General features: G+C 69.5%; 25 protein-coding genes. 11 read left to right on the top strand and 14 right to left on the bottom strand.

Annotated features, from left to right (window positions below; all coding sequences use genetic code 11):
- Positions 1–94: 94 nt before the first annotated feature.
- Complete coding sequence (locus tag K8625_RS29590) at positions 95–730, bottom strand: SRPBCC family protein (RefSeq protein ID WP_223784593.1); 636 nt, start codon at positions 728–730, stop codon at positions 95–97.
- 229 nt (positions 731–959) lie between these two features.
- Between K8625_RS29590 and K8625_RS29585 the strand changes: the two genes are divergently transcribed.
- The 3 genes from K8625_RS29585 (at position 960) to K8625_RS29575 (ending at position 5,448) form a co-directional block, all read left to right on the top strand.
- Complete coding sequence (locus K8625_RS29585) at positions 960–2,432, top strand: MDR family MFS transporter (RefSeq protein ID WP_223784592.1); 1,473 nt, start codon at positions 960–962, stop codon at positions 2,430–2,432.
- 40 nt (positions 2,433–2,472) lie between these two features.
- Complete coding sequence (locus K8625_RS29580; RefSeq protein WP_223784591.1) at positions 2,473–4,536, top strand: hypothetical protein; 2,064 nt, start codon at positions 2,473–2,475, stop codon at positions 4,534–4,536.
- Between the two features lie 72 nt (positions 4,537–4,608).
- Complete coding sequence (locus K8625_RS29575) at positions 4,609–5,448, top strand: alpha/beta fold hydrolase (RefSeq protein ID WP_223747965.1); 840 nt, start codon at positions 4,609–4,611, stop codon at positions 5,446–5,448.
- 64 nt (positions 5,449–5,512) lie between these two features.
- On the opposite strand, the gene K8625_RS29570 is transcribed toward K8625_RS29575, so the two are convergent.
- Together K8625_RS29570 and K8625_RS29565 are read right to left on the bottom strand one after the other, a co-directional pair.
- Positions 5,513–6,904 (bottom strand): glutamate decarboxylase, encoded by a 1,392-nt coding sequence (locus tag K8625_RS29570; protein WP_223747964.1) that lies wholly within the window; start codon positions 6,902–6,904, stop codon positions 5,513–5,515.
- Between the two features lie 231 nt (positions 6,905–7,135).
- Positions 7,136–8,977: a M4 family metallopeptidase gene (locus tag K8625_RS29565; RefSeq protein WP_223784590.1), complete on the bottom strand. Its 1,842-nt coding sequence runs from the start codon at positions 8,975–8,977 to the stop codon at positions 7,136–7,138.
- A 199-nt stretch (positions 8,978–9,176) separates the two neighbouring features.
- On the opposite strand from K8625_RS29565, the gene K8625_RS29560 reads away from it, so the two are divergent.
- The gene (locus tag K8625_RS29560; protein ID WP_223784589.1) at positions 9,177–9,806 is read left to right on the top strand and encodes a TetR/AcrR family transcriptional regulator; all 630 of its coding nucleotides are present in this window, start codon (positions 9,177–9,179) and stop codon (positions 9,804–9,806) included.
- A 22-nt stretch (positions 9,807–9,828) separates the two neighbouring features.
- Here the strand turns inward: K8625_RS29560 and K8625_RS29555 are convergent, their stop codons facing one another.
- The 3 genes from K8625_RS29555 to K8625_RS29545 all read right to left on the bottom strand — a co-directional run bounded on the left by K8625_RS29555 (position 9,829) and on the right by K8625_RS29545 (position 11,756).
- Entirely contained in the window at positions 9,829–10,266 is a 438-nt protein-coding gene (locus K8625_RS29555; RefSeq protein WP_223747961.1) for a GFA family protein, read from the bottom strand.
- Positions 10,267–10,332: 66 nt separating this feature from the next.
- Positions 10,333–10,902: a hypothetical protein gene (locus tag K8625_RS29550; RefSeq protein WP_223784588.1), complete on the bottom strand. Its 570-nt coding sequence runs from the start codon at positions 10,900–10,902 to the stop codon at positions 10,333–10,335.
- 44 nt (positions 10,903–10,946) lie between these two features.
- Complete coding sequence (locus tag K8625_RS29545; protein ID WP_223784587.1) at positions 10,947–11,756, bottom strand: AraC family transcriptional regulator; 810 nt, start codon at positions 11,754–11,756, stop codon at positions 10,947–10,949.
- Between the two features lie 169 nt (positions 11,757–11,925).
- On the opposite strand from K8625_RS29545, the gene K8625_RS29540 reads away from it, so the two are divergent.
- The 4 genes from K8625_RS29540 (at position 11,926) to K8625_RS29525 (ending at position 15,172) form a co-directional block, all read left to right on the top strand.
- Complete coding sequence (locus K8625_RS29540) at positions 11,926–12,672, top strand: SDR family oxidoreductase (protein WP_223784586.1); 747 nt, start codon at positions 11,926–11,928, stop codon at positions 12,670–12,672.
- Positions 12,673–12,702: 30 nt separating this feature from the next.
- On the top strand, positions 12,703–13,578 hold the full coding sequence (locus K8625_RS29535; protein WP_223784585.1) for an NAD(P)-dependent oxidoreductase: 876 nt from the start codon (positions 12,703–12,705) through the stop codon (positions 13,576–13,578).
- A 139-nt stretch (positions 13,579–13,717) separates the two neighbouring features.
- Positions 13,718–13,957, top strand: a complete 240-nt coding sequence (locus K8625_RS29530) for a hypothetical protein (protein WP_223784584.1) — start codon at positions 13,718–13,720, stop codon at positions 13,955–13,957.
- A 72-nt stretch (positions 13,958–14,029) separates the two neighbouring features.
- Positions 14,030–15,172, top strand: a complete 1,143-nt coding sequence (locus K8625_RS29525; RefSeq protein ID WP_223784583.1) for a leucine-rich repeat domain-containing protein — start codon at positions 14,030–14,032, stop codon at positions 15,170–15,172.
- A 9-nt stretch (positions 15,173–15,181) separates the two neighbouring features.
- On the opposite strand, the gene K8625_RS29520 is transcribed toward K8625_RS29525, so the two are convergent.
- Both K8625_RS29520 and K8625_RS29515 read right to left on the bottom strand, forming a co-directional pair.
- Positions 15,182–15,844, bottom strand: a complete 663-nt coding sequence (locus tag K8625_RS29520; protein ID WP_223784582.1) for a hypothetical protein — start codon at positions 15,842–15,844, stop codon at positions 15,182–15,184.
- Positions 15,845–15,906: 62 nt separating this feature from the next.
- On the bottom strand, positions 15,907–16,425 hold the full coding sequence (locus K8625_RS29515) for a DUF3224 domain-containing protein (protein ID WP_223784581.1): 519 nt from the start codon (positions 16,423–16,425) through the stop codon (positions 15,907–15,909).
- Between the two features lie 90 nt (positions 16,426–16,515).
- On the opposite strand from K8625_RS29515, the gene K8625_RS44595 reads away from it, so the two are divergent.
- Positions 16,516–17,343, top strand: a complete 828-nt coding sequence (locus K8625_RS44595) for a DUF6597 domain-containing transcriptional factor (protein ID WP_370641997.1) — start codon at positions 16,516–16,518, stop codon at positions 17,341–17,343.
- A gap of 12 nt (positions 17,344–17,355) precedes the next feature.
- On the opposite strand, the gene K8625_RS29500 is transcribed toward K8625_RS44595, so the two are convergent.
- Both K8625_RS29500 and K8625_RS29495 read right to left on the bottom strand, forming a co-directional pair.
- Positions 17,356–17,826, bottom strand: coding sequence for an NUDIX hydrolase (locus K8625_RS29500; RefSeq protein ID WP_223784580.1), 471 nt, complete (start codon positions 17,824–17,826; stop codon positions 17,356–17,358).
- On the bottom strand, positions 17,823–18,938 hold the full coding sequence (locus K8625_RS29495) for a DUF2380 domain-containing protein (protein WP_370641996.1): 1,116 nt from the start codon (positions 18,936–18,938) through the stop codon (positions 17,823–17,825). Before K8625_RS29495 ends, K8625_RS29500 begins: the two co-directional genes overlap by 4 nt.
- 641 nt (positions 18,939–19,579) lie before the next feature.
- Here K8625_RS29495 and K8625_RS29490 point away from each other — a divergent pair.
- The gene (locus K8625_RS29490) at positions 19,580–20,374 is read left to right on the top strand and encodes a dioxygenase (RefSeq protein ID WP_223784578.1); all 795 of its coding nucleotides are present in this window, start codon (positions 19,580–19,582) and stop codon (positions 20,372–20,374) included.
- A 337-nt stretch (positions 20,375–20,711) separates the two neighbouring features.
- Here K8625_RS29490 and K8625_RS29485 read toward each other — a convergent pair whose 3' ends face one another.
- The 3 genes from K8625_RS29485 to K8625_RS29475 form a co-directional block, all read right to left on the bottom strand.
- A complete protein-coding gene (locus K8625_RS29485) occupies positions 20,712–21,686 on the bottom strand; it encodes a Xaa-Pro aminopeptidase (protein ID WP_223784577.1) in 975 nt (324 codons plus the stop codon).
- Between the two features lie 113 nt (positions 21,687–21,799).
- A complete protein-coding gene (locus K8625_RS44590) occupies positions 21,800–22,585 on the bottom strand; it encodes a LytTR family DNA-binding domain-containing protein (protein ID WP_223784576.1) in 786 nt (261 codons plus the stop codon).
- The gene (locus tag K8625_RS29475) at positions 22,582–23,628 is read right to left on the bottom strand and encodes a sensor histidine kinase (RefSeq protein ID WP_223784575.1); all 1,047 of its coding nucleotides are present in this window, start codon (positions 23,626–23,628) and stop codon (positions 22,582–22,584) included. Before K8625_RS29475 ends, K8625_RS44590 begins: the two co-directional genes overlap by 4 nt.
- A gap of 129 nt (positions 23,629–23,757) precedes the next feature.
- Here K8625_RS29475 and K8625_RS29470 point away from each other — a divergent pair, with 129 nt between their 5' ends.
- Positions 23,758–25,203 carry a hypothetical protein gene (locus tag K8625_RS29470; protein ID WP_223784574.1) on the top strand — a complete coding sequence of 482 codons (1,446 nt, stop codon included), beginning with the start codon at positions 23,758–23,760 and terminating at the stop codon, positions 25,201–25,203.
- A gap of 7 nt (positions 25,204–25,210) precedes the next feature.
- Here the strand turns inward: K8625_RS29470 and K8625_RS29465 are convergent, their stop codons facing one another.
- Positions 25,211–25,432, bottom strand: a complete 222-nt coding sequence (locus K8625_RS29465; protein ID WP_223747946.1) for a WG repeat-containing protein — start codon at positions 25,430–25,432, stop codon at positions 25,211–25,213.
- Positions 25,433–25,447: the final 15 nt, after the last annotated feature.

Here is a 25,447-nt window from a genome sequence, read left to right as displayed (position 1 = left end):
CAGTATCGGCCAGGAGCCCCCAAGGTTGCGTGTCCCATGTGTCACGGCGCCGCGGCCGTCCTCGGAGCCGTCTCCGCCTGATAACAAATACACGTTATTCGTGGTTCTGATGCTGCCGGGTGACGACGACGTCGAGCGCGGCGTCCCGCGAGTCGCTGTCGCCGCGGAAGCCCGCGTCGCCCACGGAGGGCCTCGCGGCGCCCCGGAGGGACTCGGCCACGAGCTTGATGTCGGCCAGGCCCCGCTCGAAGTCGCGCCCCATCACCTCGTCCATGCTGGAGAAGAGCTGGAGCGCCTTGCCCGCAAAGGTGTTCTCACCGGCCATCACCCAGGTGAGCGCCACCCCGCCCGGCGCGGGCGTCAGCGTGTACTCGGTGGTGTTGGTGGCGCGCATGGGCTCCAGGAAGTCGACCCGGATGCGGACGTATTCGTGCGGGCGGCTCTCCACGATTTCCATCCGCCCGGAGCCGGTGCGCTGGCCCCGCCACTCGTAGACGGCCCCCACGCCCCAGGCAGCGCCCGTCAGGGAGACCTGCTGCGTGGGCTCCAGCTTCCACCACGGCGACCACTGCTCCCAGGAGCGGAAGTCGTTGACCAGCGTGAAGACGAGCTCGGCGGGAGCCTGGATGTGGGCCGTGCGCTCGACGCGGAAGGTGTCCGGCCTGCGACTGATGGCCACGAACAAGCCCAGGACGATGACCGCCAACAGGACTCCGGGTGTCTTCTTCATAAAGCTCCTCGAAGGAGTGGCGCGCGCTCGGTCCGACCTCTCCTGAAGGCCCCCCCGGGCCGTGGACCGAGCGCGCCACTCGCCACTCTTTTTTCGCGACGAACGAGCAAGGCTCGGATCGACACGCTCCCCGGGCTTTTCCACGATTTCCCAAGTACCCGAAAAGATTGACGCTGGCGTCTGTGGGAGGTGGCCATTAGAAGTGGGCGACCCCACCCCGCCCGACATCATGCGAAAGACTCACCGTCCCCTGACGACCCTGGCGCTCGCGACGAGCCTCTTCATGGCGGCGCTGGAGGTCACCGTCGTCTCCACCGCGATGCCCACGGTGGTGGGCGAGCTGGGTGGCATCCAGCGCTACGCGTGGGTCTTCACCGCGTACATGCTGGCGTCCACCATCACCGTCCCCATCTACGGGAAGCTGGCGGACCTGTACGGTCGCAAGCCGGTGCTGCTGTTCGGAATCGGCCTGTTCCTGGTGGGCTCCATCGCCAGCGGGCTGGCGACGTCGATGGGGCTGCTCATCGCCTTCCGGACGTTGCAGGGCCTGGGGGCGGGCGCCATCCAGCCGGTGGCGCTGACCATCATCGGGGATTTGTACACGATGCAGGAGCGCGCGCGGGTGCAGGGCGCGTTCAGCGCGGTGTGGGGCGTGGCGGGGCTGGTGGGGCCTGTCACGGGCGGGCTCATCGTGAAGTACCTGAGCTGGCATTGGATCTTCTTCATCAACGTGCCGGTGGGCGTGCTGACGTTCGCGCTGGTGGTGGCGTTCTTCCACGAGCAGGTGGAGCGAAAGCCGCAGCAGTTGGACTACGCGGGCGCGGCGCTCTTGTGCGCGGGCGTGGTGGCGCTGCTCGTCGGGGTGCAGGGCCTGGGGATGAACCTGTGGGCGCTGCCGGTGGCGCTGGGGCTGTTGTGGGCGTTCGTCGCGGTGGAGCACCGTGCGCCCGCGCCGGTCATCCCGATGAGCATCTTCCAGTCGCCCGCCATCGCCATCTCCTCGGTGGCCGGGGCGCTGTTCTCCGCGGCGATGTTCGGGGCCACCACGTACGTGCCGCTGTACGTGCAGGCGGTGCTGGGCAGCTCGCCCACGGTGGCGGGCGGGATGATTACTCCGATGATTGTCGGCTGGCCGCTGGCCTCGGTGTTCGCGGGCAAGCTGCTTCTGCGCACGGGCTTCCGGCCGCTCATCGTCGGCGGGCTGGGGCTGACGATGGTGGGCACGGTGCTGATGACGCTGCTGCTCGTCCAGGGCGCGTCGCTCATCGCGCTCCAGGTGGCCATGGCGCTGTTCGGGGTGGGGCTGGGCTTCGCGTCCACCGCGCTGCTCATCGCGGTGCAGACCAGCGTGGGCTGGGAGCTGCGGGGCGTGGCCACGGCGAGCAACATGTTCTTCCGCACCATCGGCGGCGTGCTGGGCGTGGGGTTGATGGGCGGGGTGATGGTGTCGCAGTTGATGAAGGACCCGTCGGTGCCGCTGTCGGCCGCCAACGCGCTGCTGGGGCCCGAGCGGGGGCACGCGGCCATCCCGGAGGCGATGCTCAAGTCGCTGAGCGGGGCGCTCACCGCGGGGTTGAACATCAACTTCTGGCTCATCTGCGCCTTCTCGGTGGCGGCCTTCGTGTCGGGGCTGTTCTTCCCCCGCGTGAGCCGGAACACGAACGCGCCCGTCCCCAGTGACAGCGCCGCCGCGCCGCACTGAGGAGCACGGACATGATGGGGAGAGTGCTATGCACGCCCCCATGCCCAAGCTCCGTGCCTCCGACGTCGACTCGCTCTTCGCTCGCGCCGACAAGTTGCTCGACCAGTACCCGCGGAGCTTCGGCACGGCGAAGGCACTGCTCCAGGAGGTCCTCACCGCGCAGCCGGACCACCTGGAGGCCCTGCACTCGCTGAACCAGGCCCATGAGCGCGACCGGGACCATTCGCCTGGGGAGTGGCAGCGCCGTTTCCAGGAGCCGCAGCGCGCGGTGCGCGGACGCATCCTGGAGCTGACGAAGAAGGTGAAGGCGGATGGCGGCGACACGGTGGCGCACCGTGCTCGGGCGCTCGCGCTGGCGCAGCACGCGGAGAACATCCTCCGCACGGACCCCACGCCGGCGCGGCTGAAGCAGGCCGAGGACCTGTTGGCCGAGAGCAAGTCCCTGGACGCGAAGCTCCCCGCGAGGCGCCGGGGTGAGCGGGGCGTGATGGCGTGGAAGGCCATCCACCGCGCGCGCAAGGGCAAGCCGGACGCCTATCAGGCGCTGCTGGACTGGGTGGCCGAGAATCCCCGCCCCTCGCCGTTCCATCCGGATGACCATGCTTCCGCGTTCCGGGGACTGGAGGGCGCGTTCGCGGACGAGGGCTTCCTCGAGTGGCTCCGCGCTCGCAAGCCGCGGGTGGCCAAGGGCCAGCGCGCGAAGGACCTCGTGCAGGGGATGCTTCATGTCGGCGACTGGGATGTGTCCGCCGAGCTGAAGGGCCCCGTCACCACACCCTGCCGCGTGGGTCGACTGCTCGCGCTCCGCGCGCTCGGCGCCAATCTGGACTTCAAGGTCGGCGGCAAGTCGCTCCTGGAGCGCGCGAAGAAGCTGGGTGACAAGGCGCTGGTGCGCGAGCTGGAAGCGCTGTCGGGCGCGAAGCCCGACGCCAAGGGCAAGGCGCCCACCGCGAAGAAGTCCAAGTCCGCGAAGAAGCCCTCCACTGCGAAGGAGTCCTCGAACGCGAAGGAGGTCTCGGCCGCGAAAAAATCCTCCGCGAAGAAGCCCGCGAACAAGAAGGAGGTCTCGGCCACCCAGCAGGCCACGCCGGACGTGTACACGACGGCCCAGGTGTTCGCGGACGTGCACGTCACCTCGGACGGAACGGTGAGGGTGCTCGCGGGCACGCCCCACCCGGATTCCGACCACGGCTACACCGCGGGCGACGACCTGTGGGACTTCGACAAGAGCATCAAGTGGAACCAGCCGTGGGATGACCGGGTGTGGCTGGAGCAGATCCACATGGACATCGACGAGGACGAGCTCGAGGCGAACGGGCTCTCCTACGACGTCGACTTCAACCGCCTGCTCATCCACGACGGCAAGACCTGGACCCGCACGAAGCTTCCCAAGGCCCTGCCCTACGGCTACGTGGCGCCCGTCCTGCGGGACCTCGGCGCCCCCTGGGGCCTCTCCGCCTTCGGTGTCTCCGCGCTCGCGTTCGACGGCGGCGGCAAGGGCTGGAAGGTGAAGGAGGTCAGCGGCCCCGGAGGCCTCAACCTCGTGGACGCCGTGGTCCACGACGGCGTCCTCTACGGCCTCTGCAAGGAGAACGGCCTGGGACGGCTGGTGCCCGAGGGCAAGAACCTGAGTCTGGAGCTGCTCGGCGACGAGCAGTCCGGCCTCCACCGCCTCTTCTCCCACGAGGGCACGCTCTACGCCTTCGGCGACGACGGCGTGTTCGTACTCGAGGACGGCGCGCTGGCCCAGCTCCAGCCCACCCGTGCTCCCGTCCGAGCGCTGTGCGCCGCCCCCGAGCAGGGCGTCTACCTGCACACCGACGAGCACGCCTGGTACCTGCCCCCAAAGGGCAAGGCCCGGAAGCTCGCGTTGCCCAAGGATGGCATCCACTCCATCGCCTTCTTCAAGAACCGCCTGTTCGTCAGCGTCGGGCAGCAGGTGCTCCGGCTGGAGAAGGACCGGGCCGTCGCCGTGAAGCTCCCCTCCCCCGCCCCCGGCGTCGCCCGGCTCGTGGTCGCCGGGGACAGGCTGTGGACGGTGTTCCCCCACCACCTGACCTCCTCGCGCGATGGGAAGCAGTTCGAGCCCATCGCGTTTCGGTGAGACAGCAGTAACAGTTTCGCAAGTACGCGGTGTTTCCCGGAGACCACGGCATTTCTCCGGGAGACACACCGCATGCTGAAGTCGTACGTGGCCCTGTTGCCCCTCGCCCTCCTCGCGCTGGTGGGCTGCTCGGAAGACCCCGAGCCCGCGTCGGAGCCGAAGGACCGCTGGTTCACCAACCGGGACGGGCTGAAGCTGCACTACCTGGAGGTCGAGGGGCGCGGCTCGCCCGTGGTCATGCTCCACGGGCTGCTGGGCAGCGCGCATCCGTCCTGGGTGGCGCCGGGCATCGCCGGAGCGCTGGCGAAGCAGGGCCACCGCCTCATCCTCCTGGACCAGCGAGGCCATGGGCAGAGCGACGTCCCCTACACGGCCTCCGCCTACGGCGAGCCCATGGTGCGGGATGTCCTCGAGCTGATGGACACCCTTGGAATCGAGCGGGCCCACCTCGTGGGCTACTCTATGGGCGCGGCGATGACGCGCGTGTTGATGACCCGCGCACCCGAGCGGGTCATCAGCGCGAGCCTGGGCGGAGCGGGCGTGGAGGAGTTGGACCCGGTCATCCGCGCGGAAGCCGAGGCCCGGGACCCGAAGGGCACGGACCCCGACGAGCAGCGCATCCTCGACGCAATCGCCGGAGAGCCGCCGCCGGACCCGCGCTTCGTCGCCGCCATCACCGAGGCGTGGACCGCCTGGTGGCCGCCCTCCATCGACCTGCCCTCCCTGCGCGTGCCCGTGCAGGCGGTGAACGGCGAGTTCGACGCGCCCTACTCCAAGACGGTGCGCCTGGAGCGCGAGCTCGCGGGGTTCGAGAACGTCATCATCCCCGGCCGCACGCACCTGACGACGCTCATCGACTCGCGCTACGTGGACAGCCTGGTGGACTTCCTCCAGCGCCACGACGAGCGCTGACGCGGAAGAAACGGGAGCGCGTCCGCACCCGACGCGCTCCCGCATCCTCCCCGACAGCGCCACCTCAGTGGTGGTAGCCGGAGGCCTCTTCCCGCGTCATCGGCGCGCTGACCGGATGCCGGCGGAAGTGCTCGATGCACGCGAGCAGGTCCGTCACCAGCAGCGTCGCCAGGTCCCGGCTCACGCCGTGGCGCACCAGCACGCGCTGCACCACCAGGTCCTGGATGTTCGCGGGCATGGGATAGGCGGGCACCAACCAGCCCCGCTCACGCAGGCGGTCCGCCAGGTCGTAGAGGGTGAAACCCGGGTCCGTCCCCTCCTTCAGCTTCCAGCACACGCCCGGCACACCGCCCCGGCCGTCGTAGACGATGTCGAACAGGCCGATCTGCTCGATGGCCTTCGCGATGTAGTTCGCGGTGTCCGAGCACGCCTGCTGCAACCGCCGGTAGCCCTCCCGCCCGAGCCGCAGGAAGTTGTAGTACTGGATGACAATCTGGCCGCCCGGCCGCGAGAAGTTCAGCGCGAAGGTCGGCATGTCGCCGCCCAGGTAGTCCACGCGGAAGATGAGCTCCTCGGGCAGGTCCTCCTTGTCGCGCCACACCACCCAGCCGCAGCCCAGCGGCGTGAGGCCGAACTTGTGGCCGGAGGCGTTGATGGACTTCACGCGCGGCAGCTTGAAGTCCCAGACGACGTCCGGGTGGATGAAGGGCGCCAGGAAGCCGCCGCTGGCCGCGTCCACGTGGATGGGGATGTCCAGCCCCGTGCGCACCTCCAGCTCGTCCAGCGCCGCGGCGATGTCCGCCACCGGCTCGTAGAGCAGGTTGAAGGTGATGCCCAGCGTGGGCACGACGCCGATGGTGTTCTCGTCGCAGTGCTTGAGCACCTCCTCGGGCGTCATCACCATGCGCCCGGGCGCGAGCGGCACCTGGCGCAGCTCCACGTCGAAGTAGCGCGCGAACTTGTGCCAGCAGATCTGCACCGGGCCGCAGATGAGGTTCGGCTTGTCGGTGGGCTTGCCCTCGGCCTCGCGCCGCTTGCGCCAGCGCCACTTGAGCGCCAGGCCCCCCAGCATGGCCGCCTCGCTGGAGCCCGTGGTGGAGCAGCCCATGGCGCTGGACGCGTGGGGCGCGTGCCAGAGGTCGGCGAGCATGTTCACGCAGCGCGTCTCGATTTCGGCGGTCTGCGGATACTCGTCCTTGTCGATCATGTTCTTGTCGAGGCACTCGTCCATCAGCTTGTGCACCTGGGGCTCGGACCAGGTCTGACAGAAGGTGGCCAGGTTCTGCCGCGAGTTGCCGTCCAGCAGCAGCTCGTCGTGCACCACGGCGTAGGCATGGTCCGGGCTGTGCTCGTCCTCGGGGATGCGGTACTTCGGCATCGGCACGGACAAATCCGGCGAGGCGTAGACGTCATCGTTGAGGCGGTCCCGGACTTCGTCTTTTCCATGCAGGGGCATGTGCTCTCCAGGCGGTGAAGGCGCTCTGGAAGAGGAGATGGTGTTGCCCTCAGGTGGGAGCCTCGTTCCCCGGAGAGGGACGAGCCGGCGGGCAGCCGTCCGCTCCACCCGGGAGCCCCCGGTTGTCAGGTGCACGCGGCGCCGACGACGCACGGGGAGGCCCGGCAATGCGCCCCGCCGCGCGAGCCGGGTGACTCGAGCGCGGCGGGGATGAAGCAGAAGGGACCGCGACTACTTCACGCCGACCGCGCCCCAGCTCTCCAGCACCTTCTGGGCCTCCACGGAGTCCTTGCCGTAGAGGTCCTGCGCCGCCTTGTACGTGGCCTCCTTCGCCTGGGCGAAGTTGGTGGTCGGCGTCATGTAGAAGTTCAGCGCGCGGGAGTAGATCTTCAGGCCCTTCTCGATGCCGATGCCGTCCTTCACCTCCACGCCGGAGGTGCGGTTCTTGCCACCCTCGGACAGCAGGTAGAAGGCGTTGTTCGGGATGCCCGAGTTGATGTGCACGCCGCCGTTGTCCTGCCAGCCGGTGTAGCGCTTCGAGTAGTGGTCCGGCGACATGCCGTCGCTGGAGGGGTTGCTCAGGTCACGCAGGCCGTCGGTGTCGTCGCCGTTGTTGGGCGTGAACGTGTCCTCGCCCACCGTCCAGTCGAACTTCACCGCCTCGTTGCGCTGGCTGGCGTACCACTCCACGCCCACGCCCATGATGTCGCTCATCGCCTCGTTGAGGGCGCCCGACTCGTTGCGGTACTGCAGGCCCGCGGTGCGCTCGGTGAGGCCGTGGGTGATTTCGTGGCCCGCGATGTCCAGCGTGGTGAGCGAGCCGAACTGGTCGCCGTCACCGTCGCCGTAGTTCATCTTCTCGCCGTCCCAGAAGGCGTTGGCGAAGTCCTTGCCCACGTGCACGTCGGAGATGAGCTTCTCGCCCTTGCCGTCGATGGAGTCGCGGCCGAGCACGTCCTTGTAGAAGTCGTACGTGGCCTGGGCGCCGTACTGCGCGTCCACCGCGTCCTTGTTGCGCGCGGAGTCGGTGCCCTCGCCCCAGATGTCGTTGTCGTCGGTGACGGCCGCGTGCGTGGTGTTGTCGGTGTTCGGGTCGCGGTTGAGCGCGTCGCGCGTCACCACGCCGCCGCCGCGCGAGGTGTCCTCGAGCGAGTACGTGCCGTCCGCGTTCTTCGTGCTGCCGATCTCCACCTTGCCGCTGTACTGGGTGGTGTCGTCCGCCTTGCTCGAGGGTGTGGGCGTGCCGGGCTCCTCGGTCGTCGGCGTCTCGGCCGTCAGCGAGGGCTTCACCCCGTGCGAGTGGCCCGCGTGGTCCGCGCCGTGCGCGTGGCTGCCCACGCCGCCCATCTGGTTGTACTGCTCCAGCACCTTGCCGGTGTTCGCGTCGACCAGGTACTGCATGCGGCGCGGGTCCTTGCCCGGGCCCACGTCCGTCGTGTTGCTCAGCTCCACGTGGTACGCGGCCTTGTACTCGCCGTTGGCGTCCTTGAAGATGACGCGCTCGGAGACGGGCTTGCGGTCCGTGGGGCCGTTGAACTCCTTCTGGGCCACGGCCAGCGCGTCCTCGGCGGACAGCTTCGTCTCCTTCTTGCCCAGGCCCGCGGGGATGGTGCCCACGTCACCCGTCAGGCTCTCCAGCTTGCCCTCGCGGTCCAGGTGACCCACCACCTGCTCGCCGAAGACGGGCACCCCCTCGTGCTTGCGGTCCATGCGCACGTGCGTGAAGCCCAGGTCGTCCTTCTCCACCGCGCGCGGCGCGAAGTCCGCGGCGTTGACGCCCTGCTTGCCGGCCAGCAGCTGCGACACCGTGGGCGCCGCCTGCTTCTGCAGGAAGTCCACCGTCGTCTGGATGGCGGCCTTGCTGGTGTCGCTGTCCAGGGCCACCGGGCCGGACTTCACCGTCGGCGCCGTCAGCGGCGTGGCCGACTTCGGCTGCGCGGGCTTCGTCGCCGCCTCGAAGGTGGAGCCCTCGGTGAAGCCCAGGGCCTTGTTCTTCACCTCGGGCGCAGTCGCGGGCCGGGTGTCCGTGGAACGCGTGACGGGAAGCTTCGGGAGGTCGGCGCGAATCTTCATGGTGGGGGGGCCCAGAGGTGACAGGTTCGTGAAGATTCTCGGACTCTGGGCACCCGAGGTTGTGTCGCGATAGGAGGAAAAAGCACACACGCCCTGTCGGAGCAGGCAACCTGCCGGAATCATGGAGGCCCCGGCCTCCGCTCGAGATGAGTCGTAACGGCCCCACCCTGGGCGTACGCTGTACGCCAGCCCCGCGCCCATGCCACGTCCCCGCTCGCTCACCCTGCCCGGCATCGCCGACGCCGCCCTCACCGTCATCGAGCGGGAGGGGCTGGCCGCGCTGTCCATGCGCTCGGTGGCGAGCGCGCTCGGCATGGGGACCATGTCCCTGTACCGCTACGTGGAGGGGCGGGAGGCGCTGGAGTCGCTGGTCGTCGACGCGGTGATGCGGGACGTGCGCCTGCCCGGCCCGGGCGGGGACACGCCCTGGACCGAGCGGGTGAAGACGCTGCTGGGACAGGTGCGAGGGGCGGTGGCGCGCCACCCTTGCGTCGCGCCGCTGGTGCTCACCCGGCGCCACTGCACCGAGGGCACGCTGGCGTGGGCCGAGGCGCTGCTCGCGCTCCTGACGGAGGGCGGCTTCGAGGGCCTTGGGCGGCTCGTCGCCCTGCGCACGCTGGTGAGCCACGTCTTCGGCTCCGTCCAGCTCATGCACCTGGGCGCCCTGTCCGGAGAGGGCACCGCCGCGCTCACACAGCTGGACGCCGGCCGCCATCCCCTGCTGCGACAGACGGCCGGGGACGCGCGGCGGCTCCCCCCTGACGAGGAGTTCCGGCGCGGCCTGGACGTCGTGCTGCTCGGCCTGGAAGCCACGCTGGCCCGCCGCTGAGGACGGGTCCGCTCGAGGCGCCTCAGGCGGCGCGCAGGGGCCACGGCTCGGAGCGCGGGCCCGCCTCCCAGTTGTCGTGACGGCCGTCCCAGTACTGGACCGTGAGCTTGGAGAGGTCCACGCCGTCCAGGCAGCCCACGTTGATGGAGCGGAAGTCCCCGCCCAGTTCCTCGACGAAGCCACCGCCGTAGGCCTGGACGCCGCAGTGCTTGCAGAAGCGCCGGTAGTTGGGGCTCTTGCCCACGCGGTACTCGCCCGTCTCGCCCTCGCCCTGGAGGACGCGGAACGAGCTGGGGGCCACCTGCGTCGTCGTGCCGCCCATCTTCGTGCAGACGGTGCAGTTGCAGCGGTTCACCGCCTCGGCGAGGTCCACCTCGGCCTCGAAGCGCACGGCGCCGCAGTGACAGCCGCCGACGTACTTCTTCAGGGTGGGGGACTTCTGGGCAGGGGTCAGGCTCATGGCGGGTTCTCCTCGGTGAGTCGCTGTGATGAGGGAGTTATGGACCCTGCCCGTGACAGGAGTATGTCAGGTTTGTTCGAGGGCCTTCGCGGCCCGGGCCTCACGCAGCAGGTCGGTCAGCGCCTCGCGGGCCTGGACCCGGGCCTCCTTGTCCTGGTCCCCCCGCCCCTGGTTCAGCACCCAGGCCGTCACCAGGGCCTTGGAGGCCTCCTGGGAGCGCGCCCACGCGTCGGTCTCCGCGTCCTCCTCCCCTGAGGTCCTGGCCGCCCAGACCTCCGCGAGGTGGCTGGCGGCATCGGCGAAGGCGGCGGCCGCGGGCTTCCCGCCCAGCACCCACGCATTGCGCAGGTCCCCCAGCCCGCTGGCGACGAGGTGCGCCTGGCGTGGAGGCGTCTTCGCGCGGGCCTGGGCGAACAGCTCCGCCGCCGGCCGCGCGTCCTGGATGCGCTCGGCCACCCGGCTCAACCAGTCCGCGCAGACCTGGTGGGCGCGCTCCTCCGGGAAGCGGGCGACCACGGAAGGCAGCAGCGGGTACAGGTGCCGGGCGCGGGCCCAGGCCTCCTCGACGGAGGCGAAGTGGAAGCCATTCGCCTCGAAGATGGCGAGCATGCGGACATCGGGCGTCTCCTCGGACATGAGGAAGGCTCTACGCCTGCATCGGCCCCACCGGCAACGCGGAATCAGGCGCGCGAGCGGAGGATGTCACCCGGCGTCACGCCCAGCACGCGGCGCATCCAGCGGGCCATGTGGCTCTGGTGGGAGAAGCCCGCCTCCAGGGCCACCTGTCCCGTGGGCAGCTCGCCGCGCAGGAGCAGCGTGCGGGCCCGCTCCACGCGGCGCTGAATCACGTACTCGTGGACGGGCAGCCCGGTGGAGCGCTTGAAGAGCGTCTTGAGGTGCGACGCGCTGACGGCCGCCACGCGGGCCAGCGTCGCGAGCGAGAGGTCCTCGTCCAGGTGCGTCTCCACGTAGTCCGTGACGCGCTGGAGCTGGTCCGCGGACAGGCCCCCACGCACCTCGACCTCCGCGCGGTAGTGGGACAGCAGCCGGGCCGCGAGCGCGAGGCCCAGGCTCTCCCGGTACAGCAGCCCGTTGGGGAAGTCCGCGCGGGCCTCGGCCTCCAGCGCCCAGGCGATGTGCTCCAGCTGCGCGTCGCGGAAGTGGTGCCGCAGCGCCACGCCCACGCGGTCCGGGTCCAACCCCATGTCCTCGGCCGCCCGCTGGAGAAGGGAGTGCGGCAGGCGCAGGTCCAGGCCCACGCTGTCATCGTCCTCCACCCAGGTGTCGGTGTGGCCCGCGGGCAGGAGGAACAGCTCTCCTCGCGTGCGCACCGAATAGTGCTGGCTGGCGAGACAGGACACCCGCACGGGCTCACCGGCGTGGATGTTGAGGACATGGTCCGAGCTCGCCAGGTGGACCCGGTCTCCGGCGCGCGTCGTGCGCAGGTCGACCCCCAGGCCGACTCGAGGTCGTCGCGCGTGCTCGCTCATGGCCCCTGAATATAGGGGGCGGCGTCCTTTCGTGCTCCCGAAACATCCGTGCGTGCGCGACCCCCGAGGGGGCCGTCGGTATTCCTCTCCCACACGCGATGAAGCCGCCGCGCCCGACGCGCTCGGCGTGCGGCCATGCATCCAGGCAGGACCTCAGGGGAGAGACGACATGGGACGGTATTCCGGGAAGAAAGTGGTGGTGACGGGAGGAACGGCGGGCATCGGGCTCGCCGCGGTGAAGGCGCTGCTCGCCGAGGGCGCGGAGGTGCTGCTCACCGGCCGCGGCGAGCAGGGACTTGAGGCGGCGCGCAAGGAGCTGGGGCCGCGTGCCCATGTGGTGCGCTCCGACACGGCGAGCCTGCGGGACATCGACGCCCTGGCCACGCACGTGAAGCAGACGCTGGGCGCGGTGGACTTCGTCCTCGTCAACGCGGGGTTCGCGAAGCTGGTGCCCTTCGAGCAGGTGACAGAGGCGGTGTACGACGAGACCTTCGGCATCAACACGAAGGGGGCGTTCTTCACGGCGCAGCGGCTGGCACCCCTCGTGCGGGATGGCGGCGCGTTCGTCTTCACCACGTCGGTGGCGGACGAGACGGGCGCGCCGGGCATGAGCGTCTACTCGGGCTCGAAGGCGGCGGTCCGCTCGTTCGTGCGGGTGCTCGGCGCGGAGCTGGTGGCGCGGGGCATCCGGGTGAACGCGGTGAGCCCGGGCTTCACGCGCACGCCCACGCTGGGCGTCACCGGCGCCACGCCCCAGGAGGTGGAGGCCTTCGAGCAGGAGGGCCTGCACCTGACGCCCATGAAGCGCATCGCGGACGCCGAGGAGGTGGCCCGGGCGGCGCTGTTCCTCGGCCTCGAGGCCACGTTCACCACCGGCGCGGAGCTGCCCGTCGACGGCGGCCTGTCGCAGTTCTGAGTTCCACTTCCACCTCGAAGGACACACGACATGAAGCCACACATCAGCGTCATCGGCGCGGGCCGCATGGGCTCCGCCTTGGTCAAGGCCTTCCTCCAGAGCGGATACACGACGACGGTCTGGAATCGCACCCGGGCGCGGTGCGAGCCGCTGGCCACGGCGGGCGCGCGCATCGCCGACTCCGTGCTGGACGCGGTGCACGCCGCCAGCGTCGTCATCGTGAACGTGAACGACTACGACACCAGCGACGCGCTGCTGCGCCAGGACGAGGTGACGCGGGAGCTTCGCGGCAAGGTGCTGGTGCAGCTCACGTCCGGCTCGCCGAGGCTGGCGCGCGAGCAGGCGACGTGGGCACGCCAGCACGGCATCGACTACCTGGACGGCGCCATCATGGCCACGCCGGACCTCATCGGTCAGCCCCACTGCACGCTCCTGTACGCGGGCCCCAGGGCCCTGTACGACAAGCACCAGGCCGTGCTGAGGGCGCTCGGTGGAAACACGCAGCACGTGAGCGAGGACGAGGGCCACGCGTCCGCGCTCGACAGCGCGATGCTGTTCCATATGTGGGGCTCGCTGTTCAGCGGGCTGCAGGCCGCGGCCATCTGCCGGGCGGAGGGGATTGCGCTCGACGCGCTCGGCCCGCATCTGGACTCCGTCGTGCCCATGATTCAGTTCGGCGTGGCCGACCTGCTCCAGCGCATCCAGCAGGAGCGGTACAGCGCGGACACCGAGAGCCCCGCCACGCTCGACACGCACAACGTGGCGTTCCAGCACCTGCTTCACCTGTGCGAGGAGCGGAACATCCACCACGCCCTCCCCAAGGCCATGGATGCACTCATCCAGACCGCCCGGAAGGCGGGGCACGGACAGGACGACTTCTCGGTCCTCGCGCGCTTCCTGCGCTGAGTGTGACAAAGGATAGAGCGGTGCGTCAGAGAGCATGGCTGATTGTCATTTGACGCTCTCACTGCAGCGTTCGCGCTCCTGGACTGCTTGCCTTTAGACTCCGGGTGCGCACTCCCGCGCGTCCCACCAGGAAGACAGGATGAAGAGAGCAAGCATGTGGCTGGCCACGGTGACGGCCCTCGGCCTGATGTTCGGATGTGGCGCACCGCTGCCCGAGGAGACTCAAGAACCCGTGAGCGAGCAGCCGGCGGATACCGGCTCGGACGTGAGCGCGCAGGCGTGTGAAGACAACCCGACCTGCCTGTGCAACCGCATCTGTCGTCAGCGGTGCGGCACCAACACGACGTGCATGACGCAGTGTCTCGCCGAAGAGTGTTAGACGGGATTCGTCACGAGGCGCACCGCGGGCACCCCGCGCGCGGTGCGCCTCGACTCGAACCCGTGGTGTTGCATGGCGCAGAAGAAGACCTCCTCGTCCCCCCAGAGCAAGTCCACGCCCCGCGCCTCCGCCGGGAAGCCGGAGCCTGTCGCTCCCGAGGCGGCGTGGACCGGGCTGGAGCAGCAGGTGCTCGCCGTGCTGGGGGAGAAGGCCGTGGGCCAGTACCCCGCGGACCTGGAGCCCATGAGCCGGGTGTTCGAGCAGGGCCCCGACGAGACGGGACTCCTGCCCGAGTCGTACCAGCGCTTCGTCGAGGCGCTGGGGTATCGCTGGCTCAACACGGGCAAGAAGGCCCTGGCGTTCCTGCCGCCGCGCTGGCGCGCGAGCGCGTCCCAGGGCATGGGCGAGCCGAACCGTCAGTGGACCGAGGTGCGTGAGGAGCGGGAGGCGGGCCGTCACGTGTACCGCTTCGTGATGTTCGCCTCCGCGGACCTGAACGACGTCAACGGCTTCGCCTTCGGGCTCGGTGCGAAGGGCGGCGCCCCCGTCGTGTTCCAGGTGGAGGACAGCCTGCCCCTGCGCGAGCTGGGAAGCTTTGAAGCGTGGCTCGGCAAGGCCCTCGAACCCCTGCGCAAGGCCATCGCGAAGCCGGCGAAGAAGCCCGAGCTGGGGGACCCGCTCGCGCTGCTCCAAGAGTCCCTCGGCGAAGTGGCAGCGAACGCGCGGCAGGCGGGCGCGGCGGCCCTCTTCGACACCTTCCCTCGTGACACCCGCGCCATCTCGCTGCTCCACCGCAAGCTGGGCGTGGTGCCGGACATGGTGGCCGAGTTCTCCCAGTTGGAGACCCTGACGGTGAAGGGGGCGGGGCTCAAGGAGCTGCCCTCCGTGCTGGGCCAGCTCACGAAGCTCAAGCAGCTCGACTGCTCCTGGAACGCGGAGCTGGCCACGCTGCCCGCCGAGCTGGGGCGCCTTCAGGACCTCGAGTCACTCAACCTGGACCACACCGCGGTCGCCACGCTCCCGGAGGCGCTCGGGCAGCTTCCGCGCCTGCGCTCGCTCAGCCTCAAGAACACGCGCCTCACCGCGCTGCCGGCGTGGCTGAGCCAACTGCCCGCGCTCAAGTTCCTGGACCTGTCGCGCACGGACGTCCCACCGGGGGAGCTCGAGGCCTTCAGACAGGCCCGTCCCGAGTGCTCGATGTATCCGCGACCGTGACGGGGGGACTCACTCCTGGATGGAGTCGCCCACCTGCCGGAGGTCCTCGGGGTCCACGTCCTCGCGACGCAGCACCTTGCACAGCGCGCGGAACCAGTGCTCGAAGCTCTCGAAGCCGAACATCATCGGGTCGTTCTCGTCCAACCACGTGCCGTCGTCCACGTAGTGGCCAGCGAGCGCCTCGTAGTCGTTATCCTCGAAGTAGACGGGCAGCTCTCCATCCTTCGGTGTGGTGCGCGTGTAGAAGCACCACCGCGACGCCTCCACGCCCATGTACGCATCCGCGAAGGAGATGAGGTCCGTCGTCGTGATCTCCCGGCCATCCACCGTGGTGCCCGCGGGAGTCCAGGCCGCCGTGAGGGAGGCCATCGTGGGCGCCCAGACGTGGAACGGGCGATACGTCTCCCACTCCTCGGTGTCCGGCTGGTACTCGAGCCGGACCTCGCGGTGCAGCATCAGGAACTCGCGATAGCTGTCCGGGATGACGAAGGCCTCCTCGCGATAGGGCGTCGGAAGCTCGTACTCGAACCCGGTCAGCATGCGGGGCAGCGCGTCCACCTCCTCGCGCGTCAGGGGTGCCTCCCGGATGAGCCGCCAGCCCCGCGCCTGGGCCCAGGCGTCCATCTCGTCCAGCAGGGCCTTCAAATCCTCTCGCCACGTCGCGCTCGCCATGCGTGGCCTCTATCCCGTCCCGAGCGAGAACGGAAGTCGCTCGGGGCTTTCGGGCCGTTTGCTCAGGGCTGGCTCGCGAGGGTGTAGTCGAGCACGTACAGGTGGACGCCCTTCTCGTCGATTTGAATCTCGTACGTGCCGGAGATGCCCTGGAGGTCGTCCGTTCCGGACTCGGGCACGACGGAGCCGACGACCTTGAATGCTCCGCGCGTCATGGAGCCCGAGTGCATGAGGGTGAAGCTGCCCTTGCGTCCCTCGAGGGTGCCGGTGACGCGCTCCAGCGCGACGTAGCCACCGGACTGGCCCTCGTCGAGCGTGGCGAGCATCTGACCCACGCCCGTGCCCTCCAGTGCGCCATGGTAGCGCTTGTCGATGGACAGCCGGCCGATGGGGGACTGCGCCGCGCCCGCGTCCGGGGCCAGGGGGGTCGCCTTGACGTTGAAGATGCCCTTCACGTGCTTCGTCATGTTCGTCTCGCTTCCGGTCCGGGTGGGTGTCGCCGCCGCAGGGGTGCTCGCGCAGCCCTGGAAGAGCACGGCGCCGAGCACCCACGCCAACACATTCGTTCCCGTCTTCGTCATGGGAGCTCCTTCGTGGTTGTGGGCCGTCAGATACGTGGCGGCGCGGCGGGTGGATTGCAAAAACGCGACACGCCGACAGAATGCGCGCTGGTGAGTCGCCCTCGCATCGACGCCGTGCGTGGCGTCCTCCAACGTCCCGCTCCCGCGGACAGCATCGTGCATGAGCGCTTCGCGCCCGCCGCGGAGCTGGAGGAGTTCATCCAGCACTTCTGGACGGTGCGGTGGGACTTGCGAGGCGAGCCGCCGCTCCTGGCGGAGACGCTCCCCCATCCCTGTGTGCATGTGGTGTTCGACCGGGGACAGGGCCGCGTCACGGGGGTGCAGTCGCGCCGGTTCCGCCGGAGGATTCAGGGACAGTCGCGGGTGTTCGGCATCAAGTTCCGGCCCGCGGCGTTCCAGCCGGTGTTGGGGGCGCCCTTGTCCCAGCTCACCGACCGGACGGTGAGCGTGCGTTCGGTGTTCGGGAGGGAGGGCATCGCGCTGAAGGACGCCCTCCTGGCGGAGCCGGACGTGCGCCGGTGCGTGACGCTGGCGCAGGACTTCCTGCGGCGACGGCTGCCGCCCATGCCCGAGCCCATCGCGAGGATGCGGGACCTGGTGGAGCGGCTCGCGGCGGACGCGTCGGTGACACGGATGGAGCAGGTGGCCGCGCTGGCGAAGCTGGAGCCGCGCAACCTCCAGCGGAGGTTCAGCGCGGCGGTGGGAGTGAGTCCCAAGTGGGTCCTCAAGCGCTACCGGCTCCACGAAGCCGCCGAGCAGCTCGCGCGCGCCCAGGTGCCCGACATGGCGAGCCTGGCGCTCCAACTGGGCTACTTCGACCAGTCCCACTTCATCCGCGACTTCAAGGCCCTGGTCGGCTGCTCTCCGGGACAGTACGCCGAGCGCGCCGCCGCGAGCCGGCGGGCCGCGGGCAAGTAGAGCCGTTCAGGGTCATGCCTCCTCGTCGGGGAGGAGTGTCCGGAGCAATTCGTCATCAGGCCCGAGCGGGCGCCAGCCCACAGGGGGAGGATTCGCCCGGAGCGCGGCAATCACCTGCCGAGTCCGCTCCGAATATGTTTCTGGAGTGGACCCAGACCACATGCCAAGTGCCTTCGCGACCTGGAAGCGAGTCACGTCATCAAGTGTCGCTGGCCACCCGTTGGGAAGCCCTGCCGCCAACTCACGCACGAGCAGGTCACGGACGAGTCGCGTGACTTGATTCCGCCGTTCCGCTTCAGCACGCAATCCGACCAACACCTGCGCCCCGGCGATGTCGTCCTTTCCAAGCTCTTCTGCCAGCGCGTACAGCGGCACAGCAGGGCGTGCCTCCGCAAAGGCCGTCAACGAGTCGAAGCCGCGCTCGCGGACCCGCTCGTAGAGCCGGACACGCCAGTTCCCCTGCCACGAGCGCCCATCGGTCATCGGCTCCGACCCTTGGTGAACTTCATTGGGATGTCGTAGAGCTTCATGTTCTCCGCGACGATGCTCAGTACCTCATTCCGCGTCAACGGCTGCCCTGCCGCCAACTCCGCATCGTTCAGGGTGCGCATGAGCCTCCTATTCCATTCGTCGGGCCACATGCGTCCCAGCTTCCAGTTGCCCCCACCATGAATCGCCTCATGGTGGGAGCGCTCCAGCCTGACGCAGAAGCTGTCGATGTCCAGGTCGCCCTTGAAGCCACGCTGTTCGAACCACTCGCGGTGCTCCTTCGGCAGGACGTGGTGCTTCGGCGCCTCGGACATGCCGGCCCCTGCACGTCCCGTCACGTGCATGCCACGCACCTCGGGGCCATCCCCCAGCGCCTCTCGCACGCCCTCGGGCAGGTCCTGGTGCGCCTGCGCCATCATCACCTGCCCGCCGTGGATGCGGACGGCCGCGCCCACCACCGGAGCCGAGATGACGCCCGCCTGGACCAGCCTGCGCATCATCTCCACCCATTCGGCGGAGACCACGATTCGTGAGCCCACCATGACGCCGCCCGAGCCCATCGCGAGCCGCGCACCAAGCGTCACGGGCACAGCCGGCGGCGGACGCGGCAGCGACATCTTCAAGGTCGAAATCAGGGTGAGCATCTCCAACACCTGCACCGCCACCATCACCTTGCCACCCAGCTCCATGGCCGAGCGCGCGTCTCGGCGAATCGCATCGAACTCTCGGGACAACGTCCCCATCAGCGCGGGCATGGCGACCGCCGCGGCGGCGACACGCTCGGGGTCTCGTGACGCGAGTTCCTTCAACGAAGGCTCCATCAAGCCCTGGACACGGTGCAGCTCCGCGAAGAGCCGCTCTCTTCCGTACATGGGGCAGTCTCGAAGGACCGCGTCAGCGAGCTGGAGGAAGTCCACCCACGTGGACGCCAGCAGGGCACCGAACATCGCGGCCTGGAGACGAGGTCCGGCCATGCCGAGGATGCCCACCTCCATCCCCGCATCCCCCACTTCTGATGCCACGCCCACGAGCGCCGTGGCGCTCCTGGACTCTCCACGCAGCCACGCCAGCTGACGGGCGCCGTGCTCACGGTATCGGGTGAACACACCCTCGAGTCCACTCACACTGGATGAGGACGTTCGCTCCTCGAGTTGGGAGAGCACGGCTGAGACACCACCGAGGGAGCCCCGCACCTCCTCGATGGCTTCGAGGACGGCCTGACGCGTGAGCGTGACACTTCGTTCCCCGGCCTCGACAGCTCCGCTCCCACCCCGGACACGGGTTGCAGCATCTCGCTGCGCCACGTTGCGCCAGAGCCGTTGCCGCCCCGTGGGTGTCTCGGACGGCGTGTAGTTCCACACCTCGCCATGACTGGACGCCTGCGGCACGGATGCACAACCCGTCGTGGTCAAGGCGACCACCAGGAGCAGGGACAATGGACCAGACCAGCGGCATCGCCTCCTGGACATGCAGGACTCCTGGGCACGCCTCGGTATGGGCGTGGGACGAGTCCCGAGTCTCGCGGAGTCACTCGAGCCGTAGAACCACCTCCAGCATCCTTCCCGTATCCGGCCTGAACCCAGCAACGGGGGTCCTCCCACCCACGAGTACGCAGGAAGCCCGCGCTCCGGCGCGACACGAACCTCCAGTCGCCAACACCTGTCGGGACAGGCGTTGAGTGGACCACGCCCGCGCGGACTTTCTTCAGACCGGGTTCCTACCTTGGCCCGACCCAAGGGGAGGACACATGAGCGACGAGGATCCGCGTCACCATCAAGGGCTCCAGCAGGACCTGCGCGTCCTGATGGCACGCGCGGGACGCAGACAGGTGCTGCGCTGGATGGCCGGCGCCAGCCTCATTCCATGGCTCGGCTGCGGCGACGATGACGACCCGACACCGGACCCGTCCGGCTGCTCGCGCATCCCCGAGGAGACCGCCGGCCCCTACCCCGCCGACGGCTCGAACGGCCCCAACGTCCTCCAGCAGTCGGGCATCGTCCGCTCGGACATCCGCGCGAGCTTCGGCAACACCCGCACCGTCGCCGAGGGAGTCCTCACGACGGTGACGCTCACCCTCGTCGACGTCAACGACGCCTGCGCCCCGCTCGCCGGCCGCGCCGTCTATCTGTGGCACTGTGACAACTCGGGGGAGTACTCCCTCTATGGCGCGGGCATCACGAACGAGAACTACCTGCGCGGCGTGCAGGAGACCAACAGCCAGGGCCAGGTCACCTTCACCAGCATCTTCCCCGCCTGCTACAGCGGCCGCTGGCCCCACATCCACTTCGAGGTGTACCCGGACCTGGCCTCGGCCACCTCGTCCGCGAACAAGCTCGTCACCTCCCAGCTCGCCCTGCCCGAGGCCGCCTGCGACGAGGTCTACGCCACGTCCGGCTACTCGCAGAGCGTCGCCAACTTCCAGCGCGTCAGCCTCGCGATGGACAACGTCTTCAGCGATGGCTCCTCCACCCAGGTCGCCACCGTGACGGGCAGCGTCGCGGACGGCTACGTCGTCACGCTCGTCGTGGGCATCCCGGGCTGAAGCCGAGGCGCCCCAGGGGCACCACTCCCCGCCCCGTCTCGCCGCCCGACGACGAAGCCACACCCCGGCCAACATGCGCGTCGCAGGCACGCTGGCGCTGCGCGCGCCGAAGCCACACAGCGAAGGCGGACGAGGAGTGGCCCTGCTCCACTCCTCGCCCACCCCGCCTTGCCACCCGACGAGAACGCCGCCCCCGGGCGGAGGGCGCCCCCATCGTCAAACCCACCTCACGGCCACGGCGAGGACGGACGAGACGTGGCGCGGCTCCACCACGCCTCGCCCGCCGCGCCTTGCTGCGTGGCGAGGGCGCCGCCCCCGGGCGGAGGGCGCCTCGCCATCACTGGAAGAACAGGCAGAGGGTGTCGAGCGTGTAGAAGTCCGACGGCACGAACGGGGCCCACGTCTGGCGCACGAAGTAGAGGTGACGTCCATCCACGCTCAGCGACGGGTGGAACTCGTCCTTCTCCGTGTTCACCGCCGGCCCCAGGTTGATGGCCTTCGTCCACTTCCCGCCGATGTTGACGCTCGCGTACAAGTCACCGAGCCCGTAACCCTCCGGCCGGTTGAGCGACGCGAAGATGAGCACCCGCCCATCCGCGGAGATGTGCGAGTTGTACTCCCAATAATCCGGGCTGTTGATGGCCACGCTCAGCTTCTCCGCCGGCGCGTACCCCGGCCCCCGCCGCTCCGCGCGATACACGTTGAAGTCCGAGTCGAACGTCCCGCTCGCGAAGTACAACGTCCCGTCCCGCGTGGCGCTCACGTACAGCTCCTGCCGGTCCGAGTTCACGTTCGGCCCCAGGTGCAGCGGCTCACCCCAGCTCCCATCCGCCTGCTTGTGCACCACCCACAGGTCCGAGTCCGCGCGCTCCTCGGTCCCCGTCACCGGCCGCGTGGACGAGAAGAAGAGCGACTGGCCGTCGACCGACAGGAACGGGTCCGTGTCCAGCCACGTCCCCGAGAAGGACACCAACTGGCCCGGCGTGAAGTGGCCGTTCACCTTGCGCGTCTCGTAGATGGCCTGGAACGGCGCCTCCGCCGAGTCCACGTGGTAGTACGCCGTGTTGCCGTCCGCGGAGAAGGTAAGCCGGTACTCGGAGCGGTCCGGCAGCGAGACCTCTCCAGGCGCGAACATGCTGCCGCCCGGGGTGCAGCTCAGGAAGCGCAACGCCTCGCTGGACACCTCCGCCGCGCCGAGCGCCTCGGCCACGGGGGCCGTCTCCGGCGCCTGCGACGCGCACGCCATCGACAGGGAGGACAGGGCGGCGATGAATCCCACGGACCACGACTTGCTCGGCGTGAAGCGGTGCATGCGGCGTCTCCTTTGTTGGAGACACCATCGCCTCCCTGCTCGACGACCGCATTGACGATGGGATGAACGGTGGAGCTTCCGGGACGAACCGTGGAGCCCGCCCCGGACAACGCTCAGGAGGGCAGGTCCAGGGCCCGCTGCAGCCGGGCGCGGTAGCTGCGTCCGGAGGTCAGCTTCGTGCCGTCTCGCAGGGTGAGCACCATCTCCCCGGGCGCCAGCGGCTCCACCTCCTCCACCCGGTCCAGCCGGACGATGAGCGAGCGGTGGATGCGCACGAAGTCCCTCGGGTCCAGCTTCTCCTCCACCGCGTTCATCGTCTCGCGCGTCAGGAAGGACTGCTTGCCCTGGTGGACGGAGACGTAGTTGCCCTCCGCCTCCAGGTAGTCGATGTCCTCCACGCGCAAGAAGCGCATGCGCCAGCCCACCTTGGCCACCAGCCGCGTCGCATACCGCTCCGGGGCGGGGGACAGTCTCGAGGACAGCGACTCCAGCCGCTCGACCAGCTCCGCGTCCAGCTCCGTCGCCCCCGTGCGCCTGCGCTCACGCACGCGCGAGAGGCTCCGCCGGAAGCGCTCCTGGTCGAAGGGCTTGAGCAGGTAGTCGAGCGCGTTCGCCTCGAACGCCTGCACCGCGAAGTCCCGGTGCGCCGTCACGAAGATGACCGCCGGCTGGTGCTCGCGCGACACCGCCCGCAGCACCCCGAAGCCATCCGGCTCCGGCATCTGCACGTCCAGCAGCACCAGGTCCGGGCGCTGCCTGCCGATGGCGTCGATGGCCTCGTTGCCGTCCCGGCACTCGCCGATGACGGCCATGTCCGGCTCCTCCGAGAGCAGCTCCTTGAGCCGCGCCCGGGCGAGGGGCTCATCGTCGACGATGAGCACGCGGATGGGCTGCGTCACGCCGCACGCTCCGTCCGGAAGGGAATGGCCAGCGACACCCGCGCCCCACCCTCCTCGCGAGCCTCCAGCTTCAGCCGGTGCGCGGGGCCGTAGAGCTGCACCAGGCGCTCGCGGGTGATCCACAGCCCCTTGCCGCTCCCCTCGGACTTCGCCGCCGCGCCCTCGCGCAGCCCCACGCCGTCGTCGCGGACCTCCAGCAGCAGCTCCGGCCCCTCGCGCCTGGCCGTCACCGTGACCGTGCCCGGCGCCGAGCGCGGCGCGATGCCGTGCTGGATGGCGTTCTCCACCAGGGGCTGCAGCACCAGGTGCGGCACCCGCGCGCCCAGCGCCTCCTGCGCGATGTCCTGCTCCACCCGGAGCCGGTCGGTGAAGCGCACGCCCTGGATGTCCAGGTAGAGCTGGAGCGTGCGCAGCTCGTCGCGAAGGGACACCTCCTCGCGCCCCGCCGCCTCGAGCGTCTCCCGCAGCAAGTCGCTGAGGCGCGCAATCATCCGCTCGCTGCCCAGCGGGTCCCTGCGCACCAGCGCGGAGATGGAGTTGAGCGTGTTGAAGAGGAAGTGCGGGTGCAGTTGCGCCTCCAGCGCGTGGAGCTGCGCGCGGGCGAGCTGCGTGTCACGCAGCCGCAGCTGCTCGGCGTAGTAGATGGCGTGGGCCACGCCCAGGAGCGTCAGGTAGATGAACGGGTTGTAGAGCAGCGCGTGCTCGAGCACCGCCGTGTACGCGGGCGGCGCGTCGTACCAGTGGAAGTACGGGTCCAGCGCGTAGATGACCGTCGCCCGGAAGAACGAGACGGCGAGCGCGCCTCCTGCATGCAGGGCGAGCCTCGAGCGCCAAAGGCGCCGGTCGAACGGGAAGCGCAGGCCGAAGTGCACCACCGCGACGGTGACCGGCGCCCACAGCGCCGTGGCGAAGCCATCCGTGAGCAGCGCCTGGGTCCAGGACACGCCCCGCACGGAGTGCGCCTCACTGGAGGCCGCCAGTCCCTGCAGGGTCCAGTAGGAGAAGGCCCCCACCCACAACAGCCAGCCGCGTCCGCGTGACATGGCAGCAAGGTACACAAACTCACATCGACATTCCCACCCGCGCGCATTCCTCCTCGGAGGCACGAACCCTGGCGAGCCCCTCCAGGACCTGACTTCCCTTCATTATGGCAATCGAGTGACAATAGAAACATGTCACTCCTCCGTCCCCTTTTCGCCTCGCTCGCCGTGGTCCTCGTTGGCTGCTCCGGGTCGCCCGCTCAACCAGAGGGGGAGGGCCCGCTGGACGAGGCGCTCGGCCAGGAAGCCCTGGGCGACGCGGGGACTCCCGACGCGGGAGACAGCCTCGCGGGGCTGACGCACATCGCCACCGCGGAGTATCAGCTGTTCTACTTGGTGGACGGACGCGTGCTGGGGCTCGGCTCCAACCGCGCGGGGCAGCTCGGCGTGGGGCACTCCAACCCGTACAACCAGGTCCCGCCGGTGGACATCGCCCTGCCCCAGGGACTGCGCTTCAAGGACGTGGCGGGCGGCGGCTTCCAGAGCGTGGCGCTCGACACCCTGGGCCGCGTGTGGACCTTCGGGCAGAACCTCTACGGCCAACGCGGGGATGGCACCACGAACGACCAACCCAACCGCGCCACCACGCCGAACAACGGACAGCCGTACCTGGTCCTCACGGACTCCACCGGCGAGACGTTCGACAACGTCATCAAGGTGCGCAGCGCGCTGCTCTTCAACATGGCGCTCAAGGCGGACGGCTCCTTCTGGGTCTGGGGCATGAGCGGCACCGCGATTGGCAACACGCTGGGCATCGCCGGGGACGGGAACACGGCGCCGCGCAACATCACCCGGCCCACGAAGGTCCCCCTGCCCCAGGGTGTGCGAATCACGACCTTCACCACCAACGACACCTCCATCTTCGCGCTGGATGACACGGGCAAGGCATGGGCCTGGGGCGGGAGCGCCGCGGCGGAGACGCTGGGCACGGGCAGGTTCAACGACTACGCGCGCCCCAACCCGCTGAGCATCCCGACGCGCGTGAAGGAGCTCGCCGCGGGTGGCAGCCGCTGGGCGGTGGCGCTCGATGAAGCAGGTGACCTCTGGGGCTGGGGCCTGCAGGGCACCTTCCTGGGACTCGGCCCGCCGGCGGGCGGCTGGTACCCCGTGGCCACGCCGCGCAAGCTGTCGTTCCCGGAGTTCGGCTCGCGCAGAATCGTGCACGTCACGGCGAACGGCCACGCCACGCACGTCATCCTGGACGACGGCTCGCTGTGGGGTTGGGGCGACAGCGCGATGGGCGAGGTGGGCAACGGCGTGATGCTGGACTTCGCCACCTACCACACGCCCTACCAATGGGACTGGTCCAACTACCAGAAGATGGTCTTCCGTCCCGTGCAGGTCGCCCCGGGCGTGACGTTCAAGGCGCTGCACAACACCGCGCAGTCCTTCTACGGCTACGCCACCGCCACGGACGGCACCCTCTACTCCTGGGGCCGCAACAAGACGGGGGTTCTGGGCAATGGGGTGCTGCCCACCGGAGACGTGGCGGGCCGCCCGGACAGCTGGAACGTGGCCACCGCCACGCCCGTGCCCGCGCACAGGCTCACCGTCGGCATCCCCACGCCGTCGAAGTAACCAGCGCTCAACCGGCGTTCAGCACGACGGCCCGTCCGTGGGTGAAGGGCTGGGCCGACGCGAAGCGGGGCGTCAGCGCCCAGCTCCCATCCGGGTGGATGTAGCCGAACAGGCCGCCCTCCTTCGCGGCGGCCAGCCCTTCCGAGAACCCGCCGTTCACCGCCTCGAAGCGGGGCTCGATGACCAGCTCCCCCTTCGTGTCGATGAAGCCGTAGCGTGTGGCGGACATGACGCGGACCCTAGG

This window comes from Myxococcus sp. AS-1-15 (genome assembly GCF_020037055.1).
In the GTDB taxonomy this organism is placed as follows: domain Bacteria; phylum Myxococcota; class Myxococcia; order Myxococcales; family Myxococcaceae; genus Myxococcus; species Myxococcus fulvus.
This window is presented reverse-complemented; position numbering and strand designations above follow the sequence as displayed.

What these genes read in the sequence shown, in the direction of transcription:
- K8625_RS29590 (WP_223784593.1), bottom strand. Translation starts at nt 730, where the DNA reads ATGAAGAAGACACCCGGAGTCCTGTTGGCGGTCATCGTCCTGGGCTTG.
- K8625_RS29585 (WP_223784592.1), top strand. Translation starts at nt 960, where the DNA reads ATGCGAAAGACTCACCGTCCCCTGACGACCCTGGCGCTCGCGACGAGC.
- K8625_RS29580 (WP_223784591.1), top strand. Translation starts at nt 2,473, where the DNA reads ATGCCCAAGCTCCGTGCCTCCGACGTCGACTCGCTCTTCGCTCGCGCC.
- K8625_RS29575 (WP_223747965.1), top strand. Translation starts at nt 4,609, where the DNA reads ATGCTGAAGTCGTACGTGGCCCTGTTGCCCCTCGCCCTCCTCGCGCTG.
- K8625_RS29570 (WP_223747964.1), bottom strand. Translation starts at nt 6,904, where the DNA reads ATGCCCCTGCATGGAAAAGACGAAGTCCGGGACCGCCTCAACGATGAC.
- K8625_RS29565 (WP_223784590.1), bottom strand. Translation starts at nt 8,977, where the DNA reads ATGAAGATTCGCGCCGACCTCCCGAAGCTTCCCGTCACGCGTTCCACG.
- K8625_RS29560 (WP_223784589.1), top strand. Translation starts at nt 9,177, where the DNA reads ATGCCACGTCCCCGCTCGCTCACCCTGCCCGGCATCGCCGACGCCGCC.
- K8625_RS29555 (WP_223747961.1), bottom strand. Translation starts at nt 10,266, where the DNA reads ATGAGCCTGACCCCTGCCCAGAAGTCCCCCACCCTGAAGAAGTACGTC.
- K8625_RS29550 (WP_223784588.1), bottom strand. Translation starts at nt 10,902, where the DNA reads ATGTCCGAGGAGACGCCCGATGTCCGCATGCTCGCCATCTTCGAGGCG.
- K8625_RS29545 (WP_223784587.1), bottom strand. Translation starts at nt 11,756, where the DNA reads ATGAGCGAGCACGCGCGACGACCTCGAGTCGGCCTGGGGGTCGACCTG.
- K8625_RS29540 (WP_223784586.1), top strand. Translation starts at nt 11,926, where the DNA reads ATGGGACGGTATTCCGGGAAGAAAGTGGTGGTGACGGGAGGAACGGCG.
- K8625_RS29535 (WP_223784585.1), top strand. Translation starts at nt 12,703, where the DNA reads ATGAAGCCACACATCAGCGTCATCGGCGCGGGCCGCATGGGCTCCGCC.
- K8625_RS29530 (WP_223784584.1), top strand. Translation starts at nt 13,718, where the DNA reads ATGAAGAGAGCAAGCATGTGGCTGGCCACGGTGACGGCCCTCGGCCTG.
- K8625_RS29525 (WP_223784583.1), top strand. Translation starts at nt 14,030, where the DNA reads ATGGCGCAGAAGAAGACCTCCTCGTCCCCCCAGAGCAAGTCCACGCCC.
- K8625_RS29520 (WP_223784582.1), bottom strand. Translation starts at nt 15,844, where the DNA reads ATGGCGAGCGCGACGTGGCGAGAGGATTTGAAGGCCCTGCTGGACGAG.
- K8625_RS29515 (WP_223784581.1), bottom strand. Translation starts at nt 16,425, where the DNA reads ATGACGAAGACGGGAACGAATGTGTTGGCGTGGGTGCTCGGCGCCGTG.
- K8625_RS29500 (WP_223784580.1), bottom strand. Translation starts at nt 17,826, where the DNA reads ATGACCGATGGGCGCTCGTGGCAGGGGAACTGGCGTGTCCGGCTCTAC.
- K8625_RS29490 (WP_223784578.1), top strand. Translation starts at nt 19,580, where the DNA reads ATGAGCGACGAGGATCCGCGTCACCATCAAGGGCTCCAGCAGGACCTG.
- K8625_RS29485 (WP_223784577.1), bottom strand. Translation starts at nt 21,686, where the DNA reads ATGCACCGCTTCACGCCGAGCAAGTCGTGGTCCGTGGGATTCATCGCC.
- K8625_RS29475 (WP_223784575.1), bottom strand. Translation starts at nt 23,628, where the DNA reads ATGTCACGCGGACGCGGCTGGCTGTTGTGGGTGGGGGCCTTCTCCTAC.
- K8625_RS29470 (WP_223784574.1), top strand. Translation starts at nt 23,758, where the DNA reads ATGTCACTCCTCCGTCCCCTTTTCGCCTCGCTCGCCGTGGTCCTCGTT.
- K8625_RS29465 (WP_223747946.1), bottom strand. Translation starts at nt 25,432, where the DNA reads ATGTCCGCCACACGCTACGGCTTCATCGACACGAAGGGGGAGCTGGTC.